The sequence below is a fragment of the Ferrovibrio sp. genome (assembly GCF_002796975.1).
In the GTDB taxonomy this organism is placed as follows: Bacteria; Pseudomonadota; Alphaproteobacteria; order Ferrovibrionales; family Ferrovibrionaceae; genus Ferrovibrio.
Genome location: NZ_PEKV01000012.1, coordinates 306,643 through 329,818, shown reverse-complemented (window position 1 = coordinate 329,818; position 23,176 = coordinate 306,643). Strand labels below are relative to the sequence as shown.

The window sequence follows — 23,176 nt, the reverse complement described above, 5'->3', positions numbered from 1 at the left end:
TCAGAGGCCGAGGATCAGCTTGGACATGATATTGCGCTGGATTTCGTTCGATCCGGCATAGATCGTAACCTTGCGCATGTTGAGATAGCGCGCGGCTGCACCGTCGGCGTAATCAGGCCCGACACCAGGCTCGTTCTGACCTTCGACCAGCGCCGTGTAAGGCGCCGCGTAATAGCCGATGGCCTCCGCCGAGAGTTCGCTGACCATCTGCTGCAGTTCGGTGCCGCGCGTCTTCAGCATGGACGAGGCCGCGCCGAGATTCTGGCCGCTCCTGGTGCCGCCCAGCACGCGCAGCTCCAGCATCTCCATGCCCATGATCTGCATTTCGCATTCGGCCAGCTTGGCGGCGAAATCCGGATCCTGCATCAGCGGTCGCTGACCGGCCATTTCCGCTTTGGCGATTTTCTTCAGATGCGACAGGTGGCGCTTGAGATGGCCGGAATAAGCATTGCCGCGCTCGAATTCGAGCAGGTATTTCGCGCAGGTCCAGCCCTGGTTCAACTCGCCGACCAGATTCTCCTTCGGCACCTTCACGTCGTCGAAGAACACCTGGTTGACTTCCTGCATGCCCGGCGCGGCTTCGTCGATGGTCACGATCGGCGTAACCGTGACGCCCGGCGACTTCATGTCGATCAGCAGGAATGAGATGCCCTCCTGCGGCTTCTTGGTCTGTGCCGTACGCACCAGACAGAAGATCAGATCGGCATGCTGGGCCTCGGAGGTCCAGATCTTGCTGCCGTTGCAGAGGAAGTGATCTCCCTTGTCTTCGGCCTTCATCTGCAGGCTGGCAAGATCGGAGCCCGAGCCCGGTTCGGAATAACCCTGGCACCACCAGACATTGGCAGCGAGAATATCGGGCAGATACTTCTGCTTCTGCGCCTCGGTGCCGAATTTCATGATCACCGGCGCCAGCATGCGCGGACCGAAGGGCACCACGATAGGCGCGCCGGCGGTGCCCATCTCCTGCTCGAAGATATAGCGCTGCGTCGGCGTCCAGCCCGGGCCGCCATGTTCCTTCGGCCAGTTCGGCGCCGCCCAGCCGCGCTCGTTCAGTGCTTTCTGCCAGCGGATATGCAGATGCTTGGCGATATAGCCGGTGCGCGTGCGCGACATCGCCGCGCGCATTTCAGCGTCGAATTTCTCGGCGATGAAACCGCGCACATCGTCGCGGAATTTCAGTTCGTCGGCGGTGAAATTCAGGTCCATGGTCTCGCTCCCGGTCCGCCACTCTCTTGGCGTATTTTCTTCAGATTATAACAGGTCTGCCGCAGTGCAAGGCTGCCCGCACGGCATGACGCAGCGTCAGGTGGTCAACAACTGCACGGCTTCGTGTCCGGCCGCCGCCTTGAACTGCTTGGGCGCCATACCGGCCCGGCGGGTGAAGAAGCGCGTGAAATAGGCCGGGTCGCGGAAACCCAGCGCATAGCCGGCTTCGGCAATGGTCATGGACGTATAGAGCAGGTTGCGCTTGGCCTCGATCAGCAGGCGGGCATGGATCACATCCAGTGGCGCCTTCTCGACCACGCGGCGGCAGGCCGCGGTCAGCCGCTTTTCGGTGATCGCGAGATCCTCGGCATAGGCGCTGATCGGGCGGTGATCGCGGTAATGGCTTTCGACCAGGGTGCGGAAGCGGTCGAACAGCGCAGCATCGGCATCGCGGGCTAATGCTGCCTGCCGGTCGGCCTGCCGCAGCCGCGCCTGCGCCACGAAAACCAGCCGGATATGCGCGGCAATCGCTGCCAGGCTGCCCAATGTGGGCGAGCGGAATTCCTCGGCGATGGCAACAAACTGCGCGCGCAACGCCGGCATCGTCGCGCCGTTTACCTCCAGCGGCATCAGCCGCGCCTCGGTCATCACCGGGCCGATCTCGGCGTCGCGGGGCCCAAGGATTTCGCCGGCGAAACTGTCGGACAGCGTGACGACCCAGCCCTCGGTGCCAGGCTGGAAACGGTAGCCATGCACTACGCCGGGCGGCACGGTGACGAGTGCCGGCGCACGGAAATCCTGGGTCAGGCTGTCGGCCCGCAACTCGCCGCCGCCACCCACCGCCAGCAACAGCTGGAACAGGTTGGAATGGCGATGCGGCGCGATGTGCCAATCGTGCAAGATACTGCGGGCAGGAATGGTTTCGACATGCAGGAAGTGCAGCCCGGCCTCTTGGTCGGCCTCGCCATAGAGGAAGAATCTCGGAATTTTATCAACCATTTGGGCGAAATCCTCGGCGCGCATCCGGCACGGCGATACCATCGCCTCGCTGCCACCCTGCAGCGCAAAAGTACAAGACAAAGGCCGCTCAGTCCATTTCCCTGAAGGCCACATCGGGCCATTCTGCGACTGTTGTCTGGGAGAGGAATTTCATGCGTACCCAAGTCGGTATCGTTGGCGCCGGCCCGGCCGGGCTATTGCTGTCGCACCTGCTGCATCTGGCCGGCATCGAGTCCGTCGTGCTGGAAGCGCGCGACCGTGCTTACGTCGAGGGCCGCATCCGCGCCGGCGTGCTGGAACAGGGCACCGTCGATGTACTGAACGACACCGGCCTCGGCGAACGCATGAACAAGGAAGGCCTGCTGCATCACGGCACGACCTTGCGCTTCCGCGGCCGCAACCACCACATCGATTTCGTCGACCTGACCGGCAAGGCCGTGACGGTCTATGGCCAGCATGAGGTGGTGAAAGACGTCATCGCGCAGCGCCTGAAAGACGGCGGCAGGATCGAATTCGAGGCCAGCGACGTGGCCGTGCATGACTTCGAAAGCGACAAACCCTACGTCACCTGGCGCGACAAGGCCGGCAAAGACCAGCGGCTGGATTGCGATTTTATCGCCGGTTGCGACGGCTTCCACGGCATCTGCCGTCCGGCGATTCCGGCCTCGATCCAGCAGGTTTACGAGCGCGTCTATCCTTTCGGCTGGCTCGGCATCCTGGCGAAATCCAAGCCGGTGCAGGAAGAACTGATCTACAACAACCATGCCCGCGGCTTCGCGCTGTTCAGCATGCGCTCGCCCGAGATCACGCGGCTGTATCTGCAATGCGATCCCGACGAAGATATTGCCAACTGGCCTGATGACCGCATCTGGGAAGAGTTGCACATGCGCCTGGCAGGTGAGGACAACCTCCGCCTGCCGGAAGGCCCGATCTTCCAGAAGGGCGTGACGCCGATGCGCAGCTTCGTCGCCGGCCCGATGCGGCATGGCCGGCTGTTCCTGGCCGGCGACGCCGCCCATATCGTGCCGCCGACCGGCGCCAAGGGCATGAACCTCGCCGTCGCCGACGTGCGCTATCTGTCCCGCGCGCTGGAAAGCTTCTACGGCAAGAATAACAGTGATCGACTGGCCGGCTATTCCGATATCTGCATGCGTCGCGTCTGGAAGGCGCAGCGCTTCTCTTGGTGGATGACCTCGCTGCTGCACAAATTCGACGAACGCAGCAGCTTCGAAAACGAAGTGCAACTGGCCGAGCTGGATTACGTGGTCAGCTCACGCGCCGCCATGACCTCGCTGGCCGAGAATTATGTCGGCCTGCCCTTCGAGGAACAGAAATAACACTCACACCGGCGCGATCTGATACACCGGCTGCGCTGCTTCATAGGCGCCGCCGAAGCGATACAGCATCGCCTCCGCGAATGGCCGGCCGATCAGCTGGAAGCCGCACGGCATTTTCCCGCGCACGAATCCGGCCGGCACCGCCAGCGACGGCAGGCCCAGATAATTGATCGGCCGGTTCAGGCGCGTGAGCGTGGCGACGATCTTGCCGGCCTGCGGCCGGCCGGCCGTATCGGTTTCGTCGATGCCGGGTGCCGTACGGTCCGCCACCGGGGCAAAGACCGCATCGGCATCGCCCATGGATGTGAGGAAGGCGGCAATCGCCTCGCCGCGCCAGCGCTGCGAATCGATGTAATCCACCGCGCTGAGCGCCAGACCATTCTCCAGCCGCATCCGCGCCAGATCGCCGTAGAGATGCGGCCGCGTGCGCATCCAGGGCGCATGCAGGGCCGCCGTCTCGGCCGAGACCATCACCATGCAGGCCGCCGCGATGGCCTCCATGTCGGGCGGCGCGATCTCGACGATCTTCACACCCAGCTTCGAGAACGTCTTCAGCGCAGCCTCAAGGCATTCGGCGCTCGGCTTATTCAGCTTGTCCCAGAAATAGCGGCGCGGCACGGCGAGCTTCAGCCCGCGCACGTTGCCGGATTTCGCGGCGGCGACATACTGCCCGACCGGCTCACGACTGCTGGTTGGATCGAGCGGATCGGCGCCGGCGAGAATCTCCATCAGCAGTGCGTTGTCCTCGACCCGGCGCGTCATCGGGCCGATGGTGTCGAGCGAATAACTCAGCGGCATGGCATGGGCGCGGCTGACGCGGCCCCAGGTCGGTTTCATACCGACCAAGGCGCAGTAGTGCGACGGCTGGCGGACCGAGCCGCCGGTATCGGAACCCAGCGCACCGAACACCATGCGCGCCGCTACAGCAGCCGCCGAACCGCTGGACGAGCCGCCGGTGATGCGGTCGGTATTCCACGGATTGCGCGCATGGCCGTAATGCACGTTATGGCCGGTCGGATTGAAGGCGAATTCCGCCATGTTGAGACGGCCGAGATCGAGCGCGCCTTCTGCATCGAGCCGCTGCAAAGCCGTGGCGGTCTCGGTCGCCTTCCAGTGCCGGCGGATCGCCGAACCGCAACTGGACTGCTTGCCGGCACGATAGAACATGTCCTTATGCGCCAGCGGCACGCCGGCCAGACGACCCAGCGCAGCCCCACGCTTGCGCGCGCGATCCACGGCCTTGGCGGCCTTCAATGCCGCGTCGGCCTCGATCTGGAGAAACGCATTCACGCGCGGCTGCCACTTCGCGATCCGGGCGAGGCAGGCTTCCGTCAATGCCTGCGAGGTCACCTTGCCCTGCGCTACGGCGCGCGCCGCTTCGGCCAGGCCCATCAGCGCCGGATCGGCGGCAGGCGCCTTTGTCTTCGTCACGGCTTTCTTCTTCATTTCCGCTTCGCCTTCTTCTTCGCCTCGGCGACAAGCACCGGAAACAGACCCGGCTCGCGCTCCAGCGGCAGACGTACCGACTGCTCGCGGAATTTCGCCAGCGCCGTACCCAGGGTGGCTGCAATCGTGTCGGCGCGGCCCGGCCGCAGCAACACACCGGCTTCGGCGAACATGCCGGCGATCAGCGGCGGCGGCAGCGCGGCGACCGCTTTGGCCGGCGGCGTGAGCGGCGTGACATTCGCCTTTTTGGCAGACTTCTTCATGACGACGGGCTTCCCCTCTAGATTTCCGTGGTCCGCACGCGATTCAGGATGGCGCGGATCGTGCTGTAGGCGGCCAGCGACGAGGTTTTCGGATTCGACGGCAGCGGCTGGCCTTCGATACTGAGATTCATCCGGCCGAAGGCGCCGACGGCCTCGATCTCATGCAGATTCCTGCCGGCCCTCGGATCGGCGATCAGGCGCACTTCGGTGGCATCGAAGCCCAGACCGGCCAGCGCCACGGTGGCCGCGACATTGGCATTCTTCGGATAGTTGCGGGCGGCGGCGCGCGCCGTACCGGTATAGAAGGTTGCCGGGCGCTCCAGACTGTCGAGATCGAGCAGGTCTTCGGCCGGCGTGCCCTTCCAGGCGGCGGGCGGCTTGCGCGAGGTGTAGGACACCTGCTCCAGCCCGCCCAGCATGGCGGCATTCAGCGCATCGATGCCCGGCACGGCGCCGGCCGGCAGGATCAGCTTGGCAGCGCCGATGGTCGCCGCCGCCTCCAGATCGCGATGCAGCGCCTCGTCGCCCAGCGCGCCGACCGAGGCGATCACCAGATCGATGCCCAACCGCAAAATCGCCGGACCATGCTGCCGCACCGCCGAATGGCTGGCGCATTCGGCCGCCAGCACCGGTTTGAAATCCAGTTCTTCCAGGCTGTCGATCACCTTGTAGCCGTTCAGTTCGGCGCCGACGCTGCCGACCTTTTCATGCCGCACCAGCACGGCGCCGACATCGAACAGCCCGGTGCTGAGCGCGGCAGCGCGCACCTCGGCGGCAATGGCGCCATGGCCGATCAGCAGGATGGAGGGACGGGAGCGGCGGGCCATCACGCGCATCCGCGCGCGGGCAGGAGCTGGTTTCGCCGTGTCATCGACCGCCTGTTCCGGAGTGAAATCCGGCAAAGCCTAGTCAGCCGCCCGACGGGCTGCAACCGCCGGCCCGGATTTCACCATTTTCCCAGAATTTTCAATCTCTTGCCGCATCGGGACAGGCCGTTGTACGCGCTTATCCCGAGTCTGTTTGAGCTTATATCACCCTTATTTTTGCTTATTTGACCCTTGTTCCGGCTTGTCCGGGGCTTGTCGCCGGCCGGCGCCGGCTTATCTGCCGGTTATTCCAAAAACACATTATAAAACAATAACTTATACTACAATACCGCGGCCCCGAAGTCAATCCGGCTGCCGTCAGCCCCGGCGCCGCCGGTGACCGCGAAGCGGCCCGGTTACCGCGACGCGGCCAGCGCGAAGACCATCGTGTAGAGCGGCGGCGCATCGGCAGCCGGCCACGGGACGGCGCCCAGCGCCGCGCGCACCGCCGCCTGGTCCAGACCCTCGATCAGCAGCAGGCCGTCGAAGGCGCCATCGTTGGCGCGCAGGCCCTTCTCGCTGGTTTTGATGCCGGTGCGCGCCCGGTCGGTTTCCAGCAGATGGGCAGCCGCGATGCGGTCATGGCCGACGAGGCGCTCGACCACACCGGCCGCGGGCAGTTCATCCGCGGCGAAGCGCAGCGCCGCGACCACGCCGCCGCGCCCGTGGCCGGCGGAGGCCACGCGCCGCCCGCCGCCGCGGGCGAAATTCTGCAGGATCGGCATGATACGCTGCGACCAGGGCGTGGGCGCATTCAGGCGGTCGAGATAGGGCTGCCCGGCCAGCGCCGTGGCGTCTTCGAGTTCGTAGACGATCAGGAAGCGGTGGACGCCGTCGAGCTGCGCCTTGAAGACGCGGACGGCGAGGAAGCCCTGCACGCCGAGCCGCTCCTGCGTATGCTCGCGCGTCAGCCAGTGCAGGTAGTCGGTTTCCTGCGCGGCCGACACGTCGCTCCAGATGGCGAGAAAGCCGTTACCCTGCATGCGTGATGACGAGCCCAGTTGGTGATTTGACCATGACAAAGCCGGGAAGGCCTTCATTTCCTGATCGAGACTAATGACAGCTCTCCCTGCAGGCAATGGCAAGTCCCGGAAACAGGGCAGCCCAACGCGGCACCAACCGGCTATTCCGCCTGCGCGCTTCTGCCGCAGCCTGTGGCGGGGAAGCTGCGGCCCGGTTTGCGATTGCACAAAGAGCGGCCACACCGCGTCACTACAGTACAGCCATACCCAGCGCGAAAGGAGACCACCATGCGCGGTATGCTCAAGACTCTCACCGCGACGGCAAGCGGACTTGCCCTCGCCGTAGCTCTCGGTTTCAGCCTGCCTGCGATGGCCGATAATGCCGACCACGGCCATGGTGCGCCGGCCGGCGTTGCGGGTGTCAACCCGATCGTGCGCAGCCCCACCGATCTGCCCAGGCCGCTGGTGCGGCGTGGCGCGCAGCGGGTGAAGGTGAACCTCGAGACGATTGAGGTGACCGGCCAGCTCGATGACGGCACGACCTATCAATACTGGACCTTCAACGGCAAGGTTCCCGGCCCCTTCGTTCGCGTGCGGGTTGGCGACACCGTGGAAGTGGCCATGAAGAACGCCGATGACAGCGTCATGATGCACAATGTCGACTTCCATGCGGTGACCGGCCCGGGCGGTGGCGGCATGGCAACGGAAGCGGCGCCGGGCGAAACCAAGGGCTTCACCTTCAAGGCGCTCAGCCCCGGGCTTTACGTGTATCACTGCGCGACGCCCGTGGTGGCGCAGCACATCGCCAGCGGCATGTATGGGATGATCCTGGTCGAGCCCGAGGAGGGCCTGCCCAAGGTCGACCGCGAGTTCTACGTCATGCAGGGCGAGATCTACACCGAGGAGCCGTTCGGCACCAAGGGCGAACTCAACCACAGCCACGACAAGCTGATGAACGAGCGGCCGGAGTATTTCGTCTTCAACGGTGCGGTGGGTGCGCTGAGCAACGCCAACGCGCTGCAGGCCAAAACCGGCGAGACGATCCGCATCTTCTTCGGCGTCGGCGGGCCGAACTTCACCTCCTCCTTCCATGTCATCGGCGAGATCTTCGACAAGATCTATCCGATGGGATCGGTGACCAGCGGCACGGTCAAGAACGTGCAGACCGTCTCGGTGCCGCCGGGCGGCGCGATGTTCGCGGATTTCAAACTGGAGGTTCCGGGCACCTATGTGCTGGTGGACCACGCCCTGTCGCGGGTCAATCGCGGCCTGGCCGGCTTCCTGAATGTCACCGGCCCGGAGAACCCGAAAGTGTTTTCGGAAGGCCTGCCGGAACGGACGAGCGCACTGCCCATCAATTGACAGGCGCGACAAGCTTCGACCCGGCCGCGCTCACCTGCGCGGCCGGGTTTTTGCTTTTTTCAGACCACCCGCCCCGGGCTCATCGGCTTCCCGTCCTTCGCGGCGCGGTTCGTCACAGGATCGGCATGATGCGCTGCGACCAGGGCGTGGGCGCATTCGAAACAGGGGCACGCGGCCAGCGCCGTCGCATCTCGGGTTCGCAGACGATCAGGAAGCGGTGGATACCGTCGAGCAGCGCCCTGAAGACACGAACGACTATGAAGCCCTGCCCCGCACGCCGAGACGTTCCTGTGTATGCTCGCGCATCAGCCAGCGCGGGGCGTCGGTTTGCTGTGCGGCCGAAACGTCGCTCCAGATATGCCTTAACGCCGCCCGCAATTCGAATATTCCAGCCTTCCAGTTTGGCCTGTCGATCGACCATTCCTTCATCTCACCAGTCATGCTCGCTCGATGCGAGTGCAGGTTGGCACGGAAGTAATGAGCGATAGCAACATACGGCGCCGGTGGCTCTGAAGCCACAAAAACGTCTAACCGGCTTGCAGCCTCATCCAGCATTGCGGACGTCGCCTTGCCTTTCTCAGGATCGACGAGCGCGATGACGCCCAGTTCTGCTGCCGGGCCAGTTGCTTCCTCTGAATCCATTTCGGCGACTCTCCTACGACCCGATCTGTGACGATGATGCCGCCAGTCCACCGAAAATCAAATCGAATGAATGACTTGAAGGTACTGCGGAGAGGCAGCGAATGCCGCGAGTCGCCATCTTGCCTTGCGGGCTGCTCAGCCCTACAATCGTATTCACGACGTCGGGTTTTCAGAAAAACACGGTCCCAACGGGGATCGTCCGAAGGCGCTTTCAAGCGCGGGCCTACCGACCGAACCACGCAATCGCGGGGTTTCGGCGGCTTAGGCTCCCGCCGGTACTCCCAGGAAAAATGGAGTACTCATGACTAAGCCGACCAACATCGACGCATATCAATTCGAAGAGCTGGCGAAGAAGCTTCTGCGCGTCAATAAAATTGGCCGCAAAATCGCAATAGACTTCGATCCGATATCACTGCACTGGCATCCGCGAGAGAACTCTGTCTGGCTCACTGGGATAGATGCCTTTCCGCCCCACAAAGGCTACGGCACACAAGCCATGAAACTCGTGTGCGACCTGGCCGACCATCACTCGCAGCGCATCTATCTACGCCCCGCAGGGGTTGCAGACGGTTGCGAGGAAGACGATGGCTCTGAGATGAACATGTCTCAGACGATCGCGTGGTACAAAAAATTTGGCTTCCGGAAGCTGAAAAACTCCCCGGTAGGAGACACCATCATGCGTCGTCGACCGGTAAAATAGCCCTATTGCCTTTGCGCGAGCAGGTCGCTCGCAAAGGCGAAGGCTGTCTAAAGAGCGTAGACCCGTCGAAGGATCACAATTCCTTCGGCCTGCGTCACGCCAATCGCGGCAGCAGGCTCGTATCCCGCGTCCTCGACCGCAGCAATGAACTTGCGCAAGTCGTTGCGCAATGCATCAGGAAGTTCGACCACACCCTCTGTCGGCAGGAGCCCCAGGAGCCCGAACACGTCCTCGCGATGTTTCTCGATGTCACCATTTTTCACCGTCTCGCCGTTTGCCCGGGCCTCTAGGAGGTTTATGTGGGCGAACGCCTTGAACGGCACCAGAATTCCCTGATCGAGCACAGTTAGGCCGTTGACTACCCGTCCATTCGCAGCCAGCGCATTATAGTAGTCGTCGTTCAGCAGCATCGCCGACAAGCTCAGAATGCCGTCCTCGACCTCCATACGGATGATTTTCATATCCTCCGGGAAGTCGATAATCCCAGGCTTCCGAGCGAAGATCTCAATCATCTTCGGGAAACCTTCTGTCGTCGGCTTATGAAACCGATAGAATTCCTTGCGGCCATTGCTACGCTCGCGCGCGGTATATCCACCAGCCTCCAGGAAGGCACGGAACTGTTCCGCAAAGTCGGCGCCCACAACCTCGACACAAAACACCATGTCGATATCTTTGGTGCCGCGAAAACCCTGCCCAATCTCGCCGAACACCAATTCGCAGGCAGCGCCCCCGATGATCACATATTTCTGTTCGTGCCCTGCCAGGTAATCTCTGAATTTTTCGATTCCCGCCACCATTCCATCGTCTCCAATACCTCGCCCACGGCCTGCTTTACTCGTGGCTCATCCGAATTTCTAAATTGCGCATAGATCGAAAGCGGATCTGCAAGTGAACCGCTACTCAGTGACACTGGATCATAGTGCCATGTCTCGACAATAAAATCGGCGGTCTCTTCTCTCGTCTCAATCAACTTCCGTGAAAAGACCAATCCCTTCCACGCATTTGCCACCACCGCATACACTGTTAGGGACTTCTGACTGAGCATTGTCATCTCGGATAGGGCTGTATCACCCGCGAGGACCAATAGATCGTCAACAAATCCGCTCGCGACATACTTCGTAGACTTCACGGGGCTCGCGATGTGCTTTCTCGCGCGCTCAAACAGCTCATGCTTGTCGTGCCGGAAACGGAAATGTCGTTCACGCCCCTCCTTTGAGGTCTCGACCAGGTCAAGCTCTTCAAGTTGATCCAGACCTCGTCCTGCCGACATGGGCGTGATGTGCAACGAGGCTGCAAGCTCCGACGAATTGATCGCGCCTTCTGTTCGATCCAAGAGGTATCCAAAGAGAATAACCTGAGCAGACGGCGTGAACTTGTCCCCGAAATTTACTTCGCTGTGACCGCGATCGGTCGAGATAAGCTGGAAATTGGGCAGGAAAATTTCTCTGTCGGGAATGACGAACTGAATTCCCATTTCCTTCAGACGTGCGCGAACTGGCCATGGCAACCGTCCCGCCACTAGGATAACGGCCGCTTTGTGGTCCGCCATCCTGCTGATGACATCAAGTTGCTTCTGGACTTCCTTCGGATTGACCTGGGCCTTGGCCCCTAGGACGGCGAAGACCACCCGCCTGCCGAAGATGAAGGAATCAAGCAGTTTAAATTTCCTGCTCAGGACAATTGGCAGCCGGCTCTGAAGCGAGCTTGGGTCCATAACCAAGTTGGCGCTCAGGTTCGTGGCGAGGTAATCGATTAACTGCTCTGTACCGAGTTCACGTTCACGGGCCATCTATAAATCCTAACAGTGATATTAAATACTAACACCACTGATGTTATTATTCAATTTTAATGTTATCATTTAAAATATCATATATAAAACAATATTATACCATATTATGCCGTATGTAGATAACATTACTTTAAGGTGTTATCTACACAGGCAATCGGTCCCTAGGGACAGGCTTGTTGGACTGTCAGCTGGATTGACGGAGACGGACGCCAGTTGGAGGCGCCGGTTTCCCGGCGCCTCAGCTGTCAAATCTGGAGCGGCGGCATTGTCGTGAAGCCGTTGGGCTCCACTTTCATTTCAGACACCTGGAAAAGCAGCGTCGTCCGGAACGACGTATAGGGCCTGACCGAATGCAGGTACTTCCGGTCCAACCGCTCCATCCGCCCCTCAGAAAAGCCCTCGCCACCCAATAGGCCTGACATTCCGACCCGAATGCGCTGCTCAGCCTGCTTGGACCCGTTAATGGCCGCATGGAGTATCAGCTCGCCATCCGCCATGGCCCGGACATAGGCAATGCCGGGCAGCCCCTCCAAATCGAAGCGGTAGACATGGTCTTGGCCTTCAAACCGGTTGTCGTCCGGCTCAAGGCCAAAATGACCCTGGTCCAGCCCGGCATTCACAGCCGCCACCATGATATTCCGCCAAGCATCCCAGGTCGGCCCGTTGGCAGCAGAGGCGAGGATGGCAGACCGGCCCGGCGGCTTTTCCGGCTTCGGTCGGCCGATGTTGAAATACGCGTTCGGGGAACCCTCAATCCGGGCGACAACAAAGCCCATGTCCAGCGCCGCAGCGATAAACATCCCATTCTCGACAAACAGTCAAATATCCAGATTCACCACATTCAGCGCATTGCCCTGGATGAATTCGCGTCTCGGCTCGACAACATCGCCCATCAGGGTCTCGAACACGTTGTCGGCCTCTTCGGCGTGGTCGATCTTCACCTGCAGCAGGCTGCGCGCCTCGGTGTCGAGCGTGGTTTCCCACAGCTGGTCCGGGTTCATCTCGCCGAGACCTTTGTAGCGCTGCATGGTGATGCCGCGCTTGCCGGTGGCCTGCACGCGTTCGAGCAGATCGAGCGGCCCCTGGATGACATGCTTCTCGTCCTTGCGGCGCAGTTCGGCCGGTTGCAGATAGGTCAACTGCATTTCGCCGGCCATCTCGCTGAGCTTGCGCGCCTCGGCCGAACGGAACAGCTGGGCATCCAGCACATAGCCTTCGGTATAGCCACGCAGGGCGCGCCGCACCGTCATGGTGCCGTCACCCGTCGCTTCGCAGACCCAGCCGCGCTCCAGTTCATTGGTGAGCGCATTGAGCCGCGTCGTCAGCGCTTCCGCCGCCGGGCCGGCCTTGGCCGGATCGGAGACGATCTCGGTCTGCAGCATGCCGAGAATGGCGGCCTGTTCGACGATCCAGGGATTGTAGCGCTTGCCGATGGCGTTGAGCAGCATGCGGGCATGGCGCGCATGTTCCAGCAGCGTCTTGAGATCGCCGCCGGCGCGCTGGCTGCCGTCATGCAGGTTCAGCACGGCATTCTCGATGCCTTCGCTGATCAGGAAATCTTCCAGCGCCGCCTCATCCTTCAGGTAGCGTTCCGACTGGCCGCGCTTGATCTTGTAGAGCGGCGGCTGGGCGATATAGAGATGCCCCGCATCGATCAGCGGCTTCATCTGGCGGAAGAAGAAGGTCAGCAGCAAAGTGCGGATATGGGCGCCGTCCACGTCGGCGTCGGTCATGATGATGATCTTGTGGTAGCGCAGTTTCGCCACGTCGAAATCGTCATGGCCGATACCGGTGCCCAGCGCCGTGATCAGCGTGCCGATTTCCTGCGACGACAGCATCTTGTCGAAACGCGCGCGTTCCACATTCAGGATCTTGCCGCGCAACGGCAGCACGGCCTGGTTGGCGCGGTTGCGGCCCTGCTTGGCGGAACCGCCCGCCGAGTCACCCTCGACCAGGAAGAGTTCGGCCTTGGCCGGATCGCGCTCCTGGCAGTCCGCCAGCTTGCCGGGAAGAGAAGAAATATCCAGCGCGCCCTTGCGCCGCGTCAGTTCGCGCGCCTTGCGGGCGGCTTCGCGGGCGGCAGCGGCTTCCACCACCTTGCCGATGATCTGGCGGGCATCCTGCGGATGCTCTTCCAGCCAGTTGGCCAGCAGGTCGTTGACCATGCTTTCCACCACCGGGCGCACTTCCGACGACACCAGCTTGTCCTTGGTCTGCGACGAGAATTTCGGGTCCGGCACTTTCACCGACAGCACGCAGGTCAGGCCTTCGCGCGAATCCTCGCCGGTGATCGCCACCTTTTCCTTNNCACAGCATCGTCTCGTGATAGCCGTCGTTCCATTCCAGCGCGACTTCCAGGCTGATGCCCTCGCGCTCGCCACGGATGGCGATCGGCGGCTTGTGCAGCGGCGTCTTGTTGCGGTCGAGATAGGCGACGAAAGCCTCGACGCCGCCCTCGTAGCGCAGCTCGGTGCGCTTGGGCTCGACGCCGCGCAGGTCTTCCAGCACGATCTTCACGCCGTTGTTGAGGAAGGCCAGCTCGCGCAGGCGATGCTCCAGCGTGTTGTAGTCGAATTCTGTCTTCGTGAACGTCTCCGACGACGGCAGGAAGGTGACTTCCGTGCCGCGCTTGCCACCGGCTTCGCCCACCTCGGCGAGCGGCGCTTCGGCTTCGCCATGGCGGAAGCGCATGTGATAGGCCTTGCCGCCGCGCCAGATGCGCAGATCCAGCGTCACCGACAGCGCATTGACCACCGACACGCCGACGCCGTGCAGGCCGCCCGACACCTTGTAGGAATTCTGGTCGAATTTACCGCCGGCATGCAGCTGGGTCATGATGACCTCGGCGGCCGAGACGCCTTCTTCCGGGTGGATGTCGACCGGAATGCCGCGGCCGTTGTCGCGCACCGTGACCGAGCCATCGGGATTGAGGCCGACATAGGCTTCGTCGCAATAGCCGGCCAGCGCCTCGTCGATGGCGTTGTCGACCACTTCATAGACCATGTGATGCAGNNCCCTTCAGCACCTTGATGGCGGAGGAGTCGTAATTCTCGCCGTTGCCTTCGTTGCCCTGCGGGTTCACTGCTTCGCTCATCGCTTCACAACCTCTAAATAACGGCCCGCGGCGTCACAACGCCGTCGCTGACCGTGAAAAATTCCGCCTGGCCGGCAAGTCCTGCGAACAGGTCCTCATCCGTGCCGGTCAACCAGACCTGCCCGCCGAGGCTGAGCAGCTCTTCGTACAATGCCGTCCGGCGCGTGACATCGAGATGCGCCGAGACTTCGTCCAGCAGCATCAGCGGTGCAATCCCGCGCCGCGCCCGGATCAGCCGCGCATTGGCCAGCGTGATCGCGATCAGCAGCGCCTTCTGTTCGCCGGTCGAGCATTGCGCGGCCGGCTGGTCCTTGTCGGCATGCCACACCGCCATGTCGCTGCGATGCGGACCTTCGGTGGCCGCGCCGGCATCTCGGTCGATGCCGCGCTTTTCCGCCAGCAGCTTCCGGACTCTCTCTTCCACGGCCAGCGCCGGCATCTCGGTCAGCCATGTTTCGACGGTGCCCTGCGCCGCCAGCCGCGCCTTCGGGAACGGCCCGCTGGCCAGCGCCATGCCGGCCTCGATACGGGCCAGACCGTCGCGTCTGGCGGCCGCCACCGCCACGCCATGCTCGGCCATCTGGCTTTCCAGCGCCGCCAGCCAGACCGCATCGGCCCCCGATACGCTACTGGCGTTCTTCAGCAGGCGGTTGCGTTCGCGCATCGCCTTCTCATAAGCCGCGACCTGACGCGCATGACCGCCATCCAGACCGTAGACCAGGCGATCCATGAAACGCCGCCGCGTCGACAGGCCCTCGACGAACAGGCGATCCATCTGCGGCGTCAGCCAGGCGACATCCAGATACTCGACCAGGCCGTTGGCGCTCGACGCCGCCTCGCCATTGATGCGCACGACGCGGCGCTCGGCGCCGTCGTCCTCGCCCGCTTCGGCCAGACCGGTGCCGACCGACACCGGACCGACGCAGCTGGCGAGATCGGCGTGCGCGACCCAGCCGGCACCGGTGCAATCGCTGCGGCTGACATCCGAAAGCTTCGCGCGGCGCAGGCCGCGGCCGGGGCTCAGGAAAGACAGCGCTTCCAGGATATTGGTCTTGCCGGCGCCGTTCGGTCCGGTCAGCACCACCGGGCCGCCGCTCAGGCGCAGATGCAGGTCGGCATAATTGCGGAAGTCGCGCAGACGGAGTGACAGAACCGCGGTACCGCCCGCTGTTACGCCCTCATACGCCTGGTCTGCAACACGTACCGCGCTTACGGCCAAATCAGACTCGCATCGGCATCAGCACATAGAGCGCACCGTCGTCGCTCGGATCGCGCACAACGGTGGGCGCCAGCGCATCGGCCAGCAGGAAGCGGGCATTCTCGCCCTCGATCTGCCCGGCAATGTCGAGCAGGTAACGCGAATTGTAGCCGACCTCGATGGGCGCCGAACTGTAGGCGGCGGTCAGCTGCTCCGAGGCCGAACCCTGGTCCGGGCTGGTGGCGGAAAGCTCGATGCCTTCCGGCTTCAGCGACATCTTCACCGCGCGGCTCTTCTCGGTCGAAATGGTGGCGACGCGATCGACGGCGGCGGCAAAGGCCTTGCTGTCGACTTCCATCACCTTGTCGTTGTCGCGCGGAATCACGCGCTCGTATTCAGGGAAGGCACCGTCGATCAGCTTCGACACCAGCACCAGGTCGCCGATGGCGAAACGGATCTTGGTGTCGCTCAGCTCGATGCGGGCTTCGGAGGCGCCGCCTTCCAGCAGCTTGCGCAGCTCGTTCACCGTCTTGCGCGGCACGATCACGCCCGGCATGCCGGCGGCACCGGCCGGCAGCGGCGATTCCACGCGGGCCAGACGATGGCCGTCGGTGGCGACCGCACGCAGCATCGGCACGCCGGCGCTGCTGGCGGCATGCACGTAGATGCCGTTGAGGTAGTAGCGCGTCTCTTCGGTCGAGATGGCGAAGCGCGTCTTGTCGATCAGGCGGCGCAGCTGGTCGGCCGGCAGCGTGAAGCCGTGCGGCAGTTCGCCCGCCGCCATCACCGGGAAATCTTCCTTCGGCAGGCAGCTCAGCTTGAAGCTGGAGCGGCCGGCGCGCAGGTCGAGGCGCTGTTCGGCGGCAGTGAAGGTCAGCTCGACCTCCGCGCCTTCGGGCAGCTTGCGCACGATGTCGTAGAAGGTATGCGCGGCCACCGTGGTGGCACCGGACTTCGACACCTTGGCGGGATGCTTCTCGACCACCGCGATATCGAGGTCGGTCGCGGTCAGCGCCAGCTTGTCGCCATCGGCTTCCAGCAGCACGTTCGACAGGATCGGGATCGTGTTGCGGCGCTCCACCACGCTCTGGACATGGCTCAGGGCGGTCAGCAGGACAGCACGCTCGATGGTCAGTTTCATGGTGGAAAACCGGTCATGTTTTTGTTGGTTTGCGGCAGCAGCTGCCGAGTCTGTTAAGTATATCAAAGCCCCCCTGTGCTAGCGAGGGATTTGGCCCTGCCGGAGCCCATTTTTGCATATGCGAAGGGCCCGCCTTCCGACGAGCCCTTGTAAATTCTATCTATTTGATTTTACTGGATTTTGCTGAAAAATCAGCTTTCCAGTTTGCGGCGCAGCAAATCAATGTCTTCCGCGAAGGCGGCGTCGATCTCGCGCAGCTCCTCGATCTTGCGCACGGCATGCATCACCGTGGTGTGGTCGCGACCGCCGAATTTACGGCCGATTTCGGGCAGGCTGCGCGAGGTGAGCTGCTTGGCCAGATACATCGCCACCTGGCGCGGACGCGCCACGGCACGCGCCCGACGCGGGCTGTGCATGTCGGCGAAGCGGATCGAGTAATGCTCGGCGACGCGCTTCTGGATTTCCTCGATCGTCACCTTGCGGTCGTTGGCGCGCAGCAGATCCTGCAGCACTTCCTGAGCGGAAGTGACGGTAACCGGCTTGCCGACCAGGCTGGCATAGGCCGAGATGCGGTTCAGCGCGCCTTCCAGCTCACGCACATTCGACGTGATGCGGCGGGCGAGGAATTCCAGCACCTCCTGCGGAATGTTGGTCAGGCCGTTCTTCTCGGCCTTGGCCTGCAGGATCGAGAGGCGCAGTTCGAAATCGGTCGGATGGATATCGGCGACCAGGCCCCAGCCCAGACGCGAGCGCATGCGCTCCTCGATGCCTTCCAGATCCGACGGCGAACGGTCGCCCGAGACGATGATCTGGCGGTTCTGGTCGCACAGCGCGTTGAAGGTATGGAAGAACTCTTCCTGGGTGCTTTCCTTGCCGGCGATGAACTGGATGTCGTCGATCATCAGCACATCGACCGAGCGGAACTGCTCCTTGAAGGCCATCGTGTCCTTGAAGCGCAGGGCACGGATGAACTGGTACATGAACTTCTCGGCCGAAAGATAGACCACGCGGCGCTCGGGGAAGCGCTGGCGGATATGCCAGCCGATCGCATGCATCAGATGGGTCTTGCCCAGGCCGACGCCGCCATAGAGGAACAGCGGGTTGTAGGTCACGGTCGGGCTCTCGGCCACGCGCAAGGCAGCGGCACGGGCCAGCTCGTTGGATTTGCCGGTGATGAAGCTGTCGAAGGTGAAGCGCGGATCGAGCGGCGCGGACAGTTCGCGCTCGACATCGTCCATGTCGCGCACCTGCAGGGCCGGACGGACCGAGGCGGAACCGGTCGAAGCCGGACGGGCGGTCAGGCCCGAGGGCGCACCGGGCTCGATGGCCGGCACGGTCGCCGCCATCGCCTTGCCGGCCTGCGGCGGCTGGGTCGATGCGGTCGGGCGGACGTGGATGACCACGCGGCGCACGTCGGCATTTTCCAGGCGCCAGATTTCGCGCAGGCGTTCGCTATAATGATTGGCGACCCAGTCGCGCATGAAACGGGTCGGCACGGCCAGATGCACATCGCCGTCCTTGGCGAGACCCTCATCGGCGAGCGCCAGCGGCTTCAGCCAGGAATTGAAGGCGGCATCGCCGAAGGAGACGCGCAGACGGGTGCGGACCCGCTGCCACTGCACATCGAGCGGCTCGCCCGAGGCGCCGGGATGCAGACTGTCCGACAGTTCGGACATGGAGACGGATTGCGGCTGCGGCTGAGATGACTTGACCATGACCGACCTCAGCTCTGGATCCAGGCGAGACCGGCAGCCTTCCAGCCACCCAATCGTCCACGATGTTTGTCGGTGTCGAGATCGCCTTCAAAGCCGCCTGCAACATTATAGCAGGGGCCGAGGCCGGCGGCCGTCATGGCCTTGGCAGCGGCGCGCGAACGGGCACCCGAACGGCAGAGGAAATACAGCGCCTGGCCCGGCTTCACGCCCTGGCTGCGCAATTCATCGGCAAAACGCGGGTTCACACTCATCTCAGGATACAGTTGCCAGGACACGAACAGGGGACGCTTGTCGAGTTTGCCCAGATCAGGCGAACCGACGAAGCTCCATTCAGGTTGGGTACGGACGTCGATCAGCAGCGCGTCGGGGTCGTTCGCCAGCTGGCTCCAGGCTTCGGTCGTCGAGATATCGCCAGCATAGTCTTTATCCCCCGCCATCACCGAAGCCAACATCCCCAACCTCGCGTTACGTTTTGTTGTTTCAAATCTATGTTTTCGTCACGCGTGCTGTCAGTTGCGGAGCAGTGATTTTCAGCACTGCGATCTTTTTTCAAGACCGTGCCCTGAAGCTCATCCCCGAAAGCGAAGCAAATTTCTTGCTACGCGAGGCGGCCTCAAAAGCTCTTCAACAAGCGGCAGCCGGGGCATTAAAGGGAAATCATCAGGGCCACGCAAGCGGACAGATGATGACTCCCCCAAAAATATTTTTACCTGTTGCAGAATTGGAACTTGCCGTTGCGAATTTGCGCGGTGGGCGTATAGCGCACGAACTAATCCCGCTGCTGATAAAACGTCTGCGAACATACCTGCGGCGTAAATCGTCCTTCGCAGACGCATAAAAAAACATCGCCCGCTGCATAAACAGACGGGCGATGTTCTTATGTAGTACAGCTTGTGTCCGCCGCGGATGCGGCTGACTAAATCAAGCCATAGCTTTGACGCGGGCGTTCAGACGCGACAGCTTGCGCGAGGCGGTGCGCTTCTGGACCACCGACGCGCTCACGCTCTTGTCGAGGGCGGGCTGCGCCTTCTTCAGAGCGGCCGCTGCGGCAGCCTTGTCGCCGGAGGCGATCGCGGTTTCGAGGGTCTTTACAGCGGTGCGGACCTTGCTGCGACGGGCACGATTGACTGCCGTGCGCTTCTTGGTCTGGCGGGCGCGCTTCTCCGCGGACTTATGCTGAGCCATAGCTTGGAATTTCCGATAGTTTGTAAGATGCCTTGCGGCCAATTCGAGGCCGGGGTTATAGCCCCACCCCCGGCAGGCGTCAACCCCGCCAAACAGAGCATCTGCCACGACTTTTCCTGCATTTTCAGCCGGCTTCCAGTCACTTGGCGGCGGCTTGCGGCACCCCGGTCGCACCGGCATAGTGCAGCCATGCCTGACATCGCCTTGATCGCCCAAATGGTTTATCTGCTCGGCGGTATCCTGTGTCTGGTGCTGGTGGCCCGCAGCCCGATCCCTGCTGCGCTGTTCTGGGGCGTGGGCGGCGCATTGCATACAGCGATTGCACTGGCGGAACTGACCGCGCTGACCGGTTGGTCGGGACTGGCGGGACTGGAATCCGACCTGCGCTACCTGGCCTTCACCCTCGGTCTGGTCGCGATCGCACTTGGCGCCGTCTTCAGCCTGATCATTCCACCCGGTTCCAAGCGCACCACCCTGTACACGGGTATTGCCATCGCCGTGGCGATTGCAGTCGCTGCCGACCGCCTGCCGCTCGGCAGCCTGCCGCTGCCGCTGATCCTGCTCGGCATCCTCATGCTCGCCGTTCTGGTCGGCCTGCGTCACCGCCCGGTCCCGGCACGCTGGCTGCTGCTGGGCGTGCTGGCCCTCGCCTTCGCCGAACTCGCCCGCTACCGCTATCTCGGTTTCGTGCCGCTATCGCCGGGCGAACTGTCGCGCATCTGTTTCGGCATTGCCCTGGCCGCTTTCGGCCTGACCGCCGCACGCGCCCGCTGACCGCCCTGCCCTGACGTAATGGCAAAAGAGCCGCTTGCCGGAAATTATTTTAAATATAAAATATATTGCATTCGGATACCGGCCGGGGCTCGTGTGGAACAGGCCGGCCTGAGACCAGGGGTAATCCAATGCGCATGACCATCGTCGGGGCCGGTCCGGCCGGCCTGTATCTGGCTCTGCTGATGAAAAAGGCCGATCCCGGCCATCAGATCACCATCTACGAGCGTAACCAGCCCGACGATACGTTTGGCTTCGGCGTGGTGTTTTCTGACGAGACCCTGAACCAGTTCCTCGCCGAGGATGCCGAAACCGCGCAGGCGATCCGCCAGAATTTCGCTTACTGGCACGAGATCGACGTGGTGGCCGGCGGCGAGACCGTACGCTCGGGCGGCCATGGTTTCTGCGGGCTGGCCCGCAAGAAGCTGCTGCACATCCTGCAGGAGCGCTGCACCGCTGAGGGCGTGATCCTGAAATTCGGCAGCGAGCAGCAGGATTTCGAGTCCTTACGCCGTGACTGCGACCTGCTGGTCGGTGCGGACGGCATCAACAGCCTGGTGCGCGAGACCTGGAAGCAGACTTTCCAACCGAGCCTGGACTGGCGCCGCAGCAAGTTCGTCTGGCTGGGCACAACTTTGCCACTGGACACCTTCACATTCATCTTCGAGGCGAACGAGCATGGCCTGTTCCAGGTACATGCCTATCGCTTCGAGGACGGCCTCTCGACTTTCATCGTTGAGACCACGGAAGAAACCTGGCAGCGCGCCGGGCTGGACAAGGCCAGCGAAGCCGATACCACCGCCTATTGCGAGACGCTGTTTGCGAAGCAGCTCAACGGCCACAAGCTGCTGACCAACCGGTCGCTCTGGCGCACTTTCCCGACGATCAAATGCGAACGCTGGGTGCATGACAATGTCGTGCTGATCGGCGATGCCGTGCATACCGCACATTTCTCGATCGGCTCGGGCACCAAGCTGGCGATGGAAGATGCCATCGCACTGAGCCGTGCGCTGAATGCCGGCCATCCGTCCATTCCCGCCGCACTGAAGGCGTTCGAAGACGCCCGCCAGACCGAAGTCTCGATCCTGCAGCATGCGGCGCAGGTCTCGCTGGAATGGTTCGAGCATACCGACCGCTATCGCGACTTCGAGCCGATCCAGCTGGCGCTCAGCCTGCTGTCGCGCTCCAAGCGCATCACCTATGAAAACCTGCGCCTGCGCGATCCTGGCTTCATCGGGCAGATCGACCGCTGGTTTGCCGAGAAGACGGCGAAAGACCTCGGCACGCCCGCGCCCAAGACCGCGCCGCCGCCGATGTTCACGCCCTTCCGCCTGCGCAATATGACGGTGGAGAACCGCGTGGTGGTTTCGCCGATGTGCCAGTATTCAGTCGAGGAAGGGCTGCCGAACGACTGGACGCTGGTGCATCTGGGCAGCCGTGCCGTCGGCGGCGCCGGACTGATCATTACCGAGATGACCGACGTGGCGGCGGAGGCCCGCATCACGCTGGGCTGTACCGGCTTGTGGAACGACCAGCAGGCCAAAGCCTGGCGCCGCATCACCGATTTCGTCCATGGCAACAGCAAGGCGAAGATCGCCGTGCAGCTCGGCCATGCCGGCCGCAAGGGCGCCACCACGCTGCCGTGGTCAGGCGGTTACGACCGCCCCCTGCCCAAGGGCGAGGACTGGGAGATCGTCGCGCCCTCGGCCCTGCCCTATTACGCTGACAGCCAGACGCCGCGCGCCATGACGCGGGCCGACATGGATGCTGTGCGCGACGATTTCGTCGCCGCAACCAGACTGGCGATCTCTGCTGGCTTCGACATGATCGAGGTGCATTTCGCCCATGGCTATCTGCTCTCGACCTTCATTTCGCCGCTGACCAACCGGCGCACCGACGAGTATGGCGGCAGCCTGGAAAACCGTCTGCGCTTCCCGCTCGAAATCTTCGACGCGGTGCGCGCCGCCTGGCCGGCAGAACGCCCGATCTCGGTGCGCCTGTCGGCCGTGGACTGGGTTCCGGACGGCCTCTCGGTCGCAGACTCCATCGAGATCGCAAAGATGCTCAAAAGCCATGGTTGCGATCTGGTCGATGTCTCGGCCGGGCAGACCACCGCCGAGGCCAAGCCGCAATACGGCCGCATGTTCCAGACGCCATTCGCCGATGCGATCCGGCAGGAGGCCGGCATCGCCACCATCGCCGTCGGCGCCATTACATCTGCCGATCAGGTCAACACCATCGTGGCCTCGGGCCGCGCCGATCTCTGCGCATTGGCCCGTCCGCATCTGGCCGATCCGTATTTCACGCTCCACGCTGCCGCGGATTACGATTGGCGCGGCACGAGCTGGCCGAAACAGTATGAGGCCGGGCGGGACCAATTGTACCAATTGCGCAGGCGCGAACGCGAAGAGGCCCATACGCGATCGGGGGCCGCGGATTCTTTCGCAAAGCAGCGCGCGCGCAGAGATGAAATTTAACGCAGGCCTGTCGCATGCGGATT

The 23,176-nt window shown here is 62.8% G+C and carries 21 protein-coding genes and 1 pseudogene; 6 read left to right on the top strand and 16 right to left on the bottom strand.

Annotated features, from left to right (window positions below; translation table 11 throughout):
* Both CTR53_RS14975 and CTR53_RS14970 read right to left on the bottom strand, forming a co-directional pair.
* On the bottom strand, positions 1 to 1,206 hold the full coding sequence (locus CTR53_RS14975; protein WP_290815014.1) for an acyl-CoA dehydrogenase family protein: 1,206 nt from the start codon (positions 1,204 to 1,206) through the stop codon (positions 1 to 3).
* A gap of 96 nt (positions 1,207 to 1,302) precedes the next feature.
* On the bottom strand, positions 1,303 to 2,205 hold the full coding sequence (locus CTR53_RS14970; RefSeq protein ID WP_290815010.1) for a helix-turn-helix domain-containing protein: 903 nt from the start codon (positions 2,203 to 2,205) through the stop codon (positions 1,303 to 1,305).
* 152 nt (positions 2,206 to 2,357) lie between these two features.
* Between CTR53_RS14970 and pobA the strand changes: the two genes are divergently transcribed.
* The gene (gene pobA, locus CTR53_RS14965) at positions 2,358 to 3,542 is read left to right on the top strand and encodes a 4-hydroxybenzoate 3-monooxygenase (RefSeq protein ID WP_290815007.1); all 1,185 of its coding nucleotides are present in this window, start codon (positions 2,358 to 2,360) and stop codon (positions 3,540 to 3,542) included.
* Between the two features lie 3 nt (positions 3,543 to 3,545).
* On the opposite strand, the gene CTR53_RS14960 is transcribed toward pobA, so the two are convergent.
* The 4 genes from CTR53_RS14960 to CTR53_RS14945 all read right to left on the bottom strand — a co-directional run bounded on the left by CTR53_RS14960 (position 3,546) and on the right by CTR53_RS14945 (position 7,157).
* Positions 3,546 to 4,973, bottom strand: a complete 1,428-nt coding sequence (locus tag CTR53_RS14960; protein WP_290815004.1) for an amidase — start codon at positions 4,971 to 4,973, stop codon at positions 3,546 to 3,548.
* Positions 4,974 to 4,984: 11 nt separating this feature from the next.
* Positions 4,985 to 5,251, bottom strand: a complete 267-nt coding sequence (locus tag CTR53_RS14955; protein ID WP_290815001.1) for a hypothetical protein — start codon at positions 5,249 to 5,251, stop codon at positions 4,985 to 4,987.
* Positions 5,252 to 5,268: 17 nt separating this feature from the next.
* Positions 5,269 to 6,078, bottom strand: coding sequence for an aspartate dehydrogenase (locus CTR53_RS14950; RefSeq protein WP_290814998.1), 810 nt, complete (start codon positions 6,076 to 6,078; stop codon positions 5,269 to 5,271).
* A gap of 395 nt (positions 6,079 to 6,473) precedes the next feature.
* A complete protein-coding gene (locus tag CTR53_RS14945; RefSeq protein WP_290814995.1) occupies positions 6,474 to 7,157 on the bottom strand; it encodes a DUF4286 family protein in 684 nt (227 codons plus the stop codon).
* Positions 7,158 to 7,367: 210 nt separating this feature from the next.
* Between CTR53_RS14945 and nirK the strand changes: the two genes are divergently transcribed.
* A complete protein-coding gene (nirK, locus tag CTR53_RS14940) occupies positions 7,368 to 8,441 on the top strand; it encodes a copper-containing nitrite reductase (protein WP_290814992.1) in 1,074 nt (357 codons plus the stop codon).
* A gap of 255 nt (positions 8,442 to 8,696) precedes the next feature.
* On the opposite strand, the gene CTR53_RS14935 is transcribed toward nirK, so the two are convergent.
* The gene (locus tag CTR53_RS14935; RefSeq protein WP_290814989.1) at positions 8,697 to 9,083 is read right to left on the bottom strand and encodes a hypothetical protein; all 387 of its coding nucleotides are present in this window, start codon (positions 9,081 to 9,083) and stop codon (positions 8,697 to 8,699) included.
* 301 nt (positions 9,084 to 9,384) lie between these two features.
* On the opposite strand from CTR53_RS14935, the gene CTR53_RS14930 reads away from it, so the two are divergent.
* Entirely contained in the window at positions 9,385 to 9,783 is a 399-nt protein-coding gene (locus CTR53_RS14930) for a hypothetical protein (protein WP_290814986.1), read from the top strand.
* Between the two features lie 47 nt (positions 9,784 to 9,830).
* Here CTR53_RS14930 and CTR53_RS14925 read toward each other — a convergent pair whose 3' ends face one another.
* The 8 genes and pseudogenes from CTR53_RS14925 to CTR53_RS14890 all read right to left on the bottom strand — a co-directional run bounded on the left by CTR53_RS14925 (position 9,831) and on the right by CTR53_RS14890 (position 19,157).
* Positions 9,831 to 10,580, bottom strand: a complete 750-nt coding sequence (locus tag CTR53_RS14925) for a hypothetical protein (RefSeq protein ID WP_290814983.1) — start codon at positions 10,578 to 10,580, stop codon at positions 9,831 to 9,833.
* Complete coding sequence (locus CTR53_RS14920; protein ID WP_290814981.1) at positions 10,520 to 11,572, bottom strand: winged helix-turn-helix domain-containing protein; 1,053 nt, start codon at positions 11,570 to 11,572, stop codon at positions 10,520 to 10,522. The genes CTR53_RS14925 and CTR53_RS14920 overlap by 61 nt, the downstream gene beginning before the upstream one ends.
* A 245-nt stretch (positions 11,573 to 11,817) precedes the next feature.
* The gene (locus CTR53_RS14915; protein WP_290814978.1) at positions 11,818 to 12,372 is read right to left on the bottom strand and encodes a hypothetical protein; all 555 of its coding nucleotides are present in this window, start codon (positions 12,370 to 12,372) and stop codon (positions 11,818 to 11,820) included.
* 18 nt (positions 12,373 to 12,390) lie between these two features.
* Positions 12,391 to 14,584 (bottom strand): annotated as a pseudogene (locus CTR53_RS14910) (DNA gyrase subunit B); the annotation flags it as partial.
* Between the two features lie 95 nt (positions 14,585 to 14,679).
* The gene (gene recF / locus CTR53_RS14905) at positions 14,680 to 15,885 is read right to left on the bottom strand and encodes a DNA replication/repair protein RecF (RefSeq protein ID WP_290814975.1); all 1,206 of its coding nucleotides are present in this window, start codon (positions 15,883 to 15,885) and stop codon (positions 14,680 to 14,682) included.
* A gap of 1 nt (position 15,886) precedes the next feature.
* Positions 15,887 to 17,005 (bottom strand): DNA polymerase III subunit beta, encoded by a 1,119-nt coding sequence (dnaN, locus tag CTR53_RS14900; protein ID WP_290814972.1) that lies wholly within the window; start codon positions 17,003 to 17,005, stop codon positions 15,887 to 15,889.
* Between the two features lie 191 nt (positions 17,006 to 17,196).
* Positions 17,197 to 18,681, bottom strand: a complete 1,485-nt coding sequence (gene dnaA, locus CTR53_RS14895; RefSeq protein ID WP_290815219.1) for a chromosomal replication initiator protein DnaA — start codon at positions 18,679 to 18,681, stop codon at positions 17,197 to 17,199.
* A 47-nt stretch (positions 18,682 to 18,728) separates the two neighbouring features.
* Positions 18,729 to 19,157: a rhodanese-like domain-containing protein gene (locus CTR53_RS14890; RefSeq protein WP_290814969.1), complete on the bottom strand. Its 429-nt coding sequence runs from the start codon at positions 19,155 to 19,157 to the stop codon at positions 18,729 to 18,731.
* 86 nt (positions 19,158 to 19,243) lie between these two features.
* Between CTR53_RS14890 and CTR53_RS14885 the strand changes: the two genes are divergently transcribed.
* Positions 19,244 to 19,558 carry a hypothetical protein gene (locus CTR53_RS14885; RefSeq protein WP_290814966.1) on the top strand — a complete coding sequence of 105 codons (315 nt, stop codon included), beginning with the start codon at positions 19,244 to 19,246 and terminating at the stop codon, positions 19,556 to 19,558.
* Positions 19,559 to 19,641: 83 nt separating this feature from the next.
* On the opposite strand, the gene rpsT is transcribed toward CTR53_RS14885, so the two are convergent.
* Positions 19,642 to 19,905 (bottom strand): 30S ribosomal protein S20, encoded by a 264-nt coding sequence (gene rpsT, locus CTR53_RS14880; protein WP_290814963.1) that lies wholly within the window; start codon positions 19,903 to 19,905, stop codon positions 19,642 to 19,644.
* A gap of 189 nt (positions 19,906 to 20,094) precedes the next feature.
* Between rpsT and CTR53_RS14875 the strand changes: the two genes are divergently transcribed.
* Positions 20,095 to 20,679 carry a hypothetical protein gene (locus tag CTR53_RS14875; RefSeq protein ID WP_290814961.1) on the top strand — a complete coding sequence of 195 codons (585 nt, stop codon included), beginning with the start codon at positions 20,095 to 20,097 and terminating at the stop codon, positions 20,677 to 20,679.
* A 128-nt stretch (positions 20,680 to 20,807) separates the two neighbouring features.
* Complete coding sequence (locus CTR53_RS14870; RefSeq protein ID WP_290814958.1) at positions 20,808 to 23,153, top strand: bifunctional salicylyl-CoA 5-hydroxylase/oxidoreductase; 2,346 nt, start codon at positions 20,808 to 20,810, stop codon at positions 23,151 to 23,153.
* The last annotated feature ends 23 nt before the right edge of the window (positions 23,154 to 23,176 follow it).

Coding starts and splice junctions, on each gene's coding strand:
- CTR53_RS14870 (WP_290814958.1), top strand. CDS start 20,808: ATGCGCATGACCATCGTCGGGGCCGGTCCGGCCGGCCTGTATCTGGCT.
- CTR53_RS14975 (WP_290815014.1), bottom strand. CDS start 1,206: ATGGACCTGAATTTCACCGCCGACGAACTGAAATTCCGCGACGATGTG.
- CTR53_RS14925 (WP_290814983.1), bottom strand. CDS start 10,580: ATGGTGGCGGGAATCGAAAAATTCAGAGATTACCTGGCAGGGCACGAA.
- CTR53_RS14890 (WP_290814969.1), bottom strand. CDS start 19,157: ATGGCGGGGGATAAAGACTATGCTGGCGATATCTCGACGACCGAAGCC.
- pobA (WP_290815007.1), top strand. CDS start 2,358: ATGCGTACCCAAGTCGGTATCGTTGGCGCCGGCCCGGCCGGGCTATTG.
- CTR53_RS14915 (WP_290814978.1), bottom strand. CDS start 12,372: ATGTTTATCGCTGCGGCGCTGGACATGGGCTTTGTTGTCGCCCGGATT.
- nirK (WP_290814992.1), top strand. CDS start 7,368: ATGCGCGGTATGCTCAAGACTCTCACCGCGACGGCAAGCGGACTTGCC.
- CTR53_RS14945 (WP_290814995.1), bottom strand. CDS start 7,157: ATGAAGGCCTTCCCGGCTTTGTCATGGTCAAATCACCAACTGGGCTCG.
- CTR53_RS14955 (WP_290815001.1), bottom strand. CDS start 5,251: ATGAAGAAGTCTGCCAAAAAGGCGAATGTCACGCCGCTCACGCCGCCG.
- CTR53_RS14875 (WP_290814961.1), top strand. CDS start 20,095: ATGCCTGACATCGCCTTGATCGCCCAAATGGTTTATCTGCTCGGCGGT.
- rpsT (WP_290814963.1), bottom strand. CDS start 19,905: ATGGCTCAGCATAAGTCCGCGGAGAAGCGCGCCCGCCAGACCAAGAAG.
- CTR53_RS14970 (WP_290815010.1), bottom strand. CDS start 2,205: ATGGTTGATAAAATTCCGAGATTCTTCCTCTATGGCGAGGCCGACCAA.
- CTR53_RS14950 (WP_290814998.1), bottom strand. CDS start 6,078: ATGGCCCGCCGCTCCCGTCCCTCCATCCTGCTGATCGGCCATGGCGCC.
- CTR53_RS14920 (WP_290814981.1), bottom strand. CDS start 11,572: ATGGCCCGTGAACGTGAACTCGGTACAGAGCAGTTAATCGATTACCTC.
- CTR53_RS14935 (WP_290814989.1), bottom strand. CDS start 9,083: ATGGATTCAGAGGAAGCAACTGGCCCGGCAGCAGAACTGGGCGTCATC.
- dnaA (WP_290815219.1), bottom strand. CDS start 18,681: ATGTCCGAACTGTCGGACAGTCTGCATCCCGGCGCCTCGGGCGAGCCG.
- dnaN (WP_290814972.1), bottom strand. CDS start 17,005: ATGAAACTGACCATCGAGCGTGCTGTCCTGCTGACCGCCCTGAGCCAT.
- CTR53_RS14930 (WP_290814986.1), top strand. CDS start 9,385: ATGACTAAGCCGACCAACATCGACGCATATCAATTCGAAGAGCTGGCG.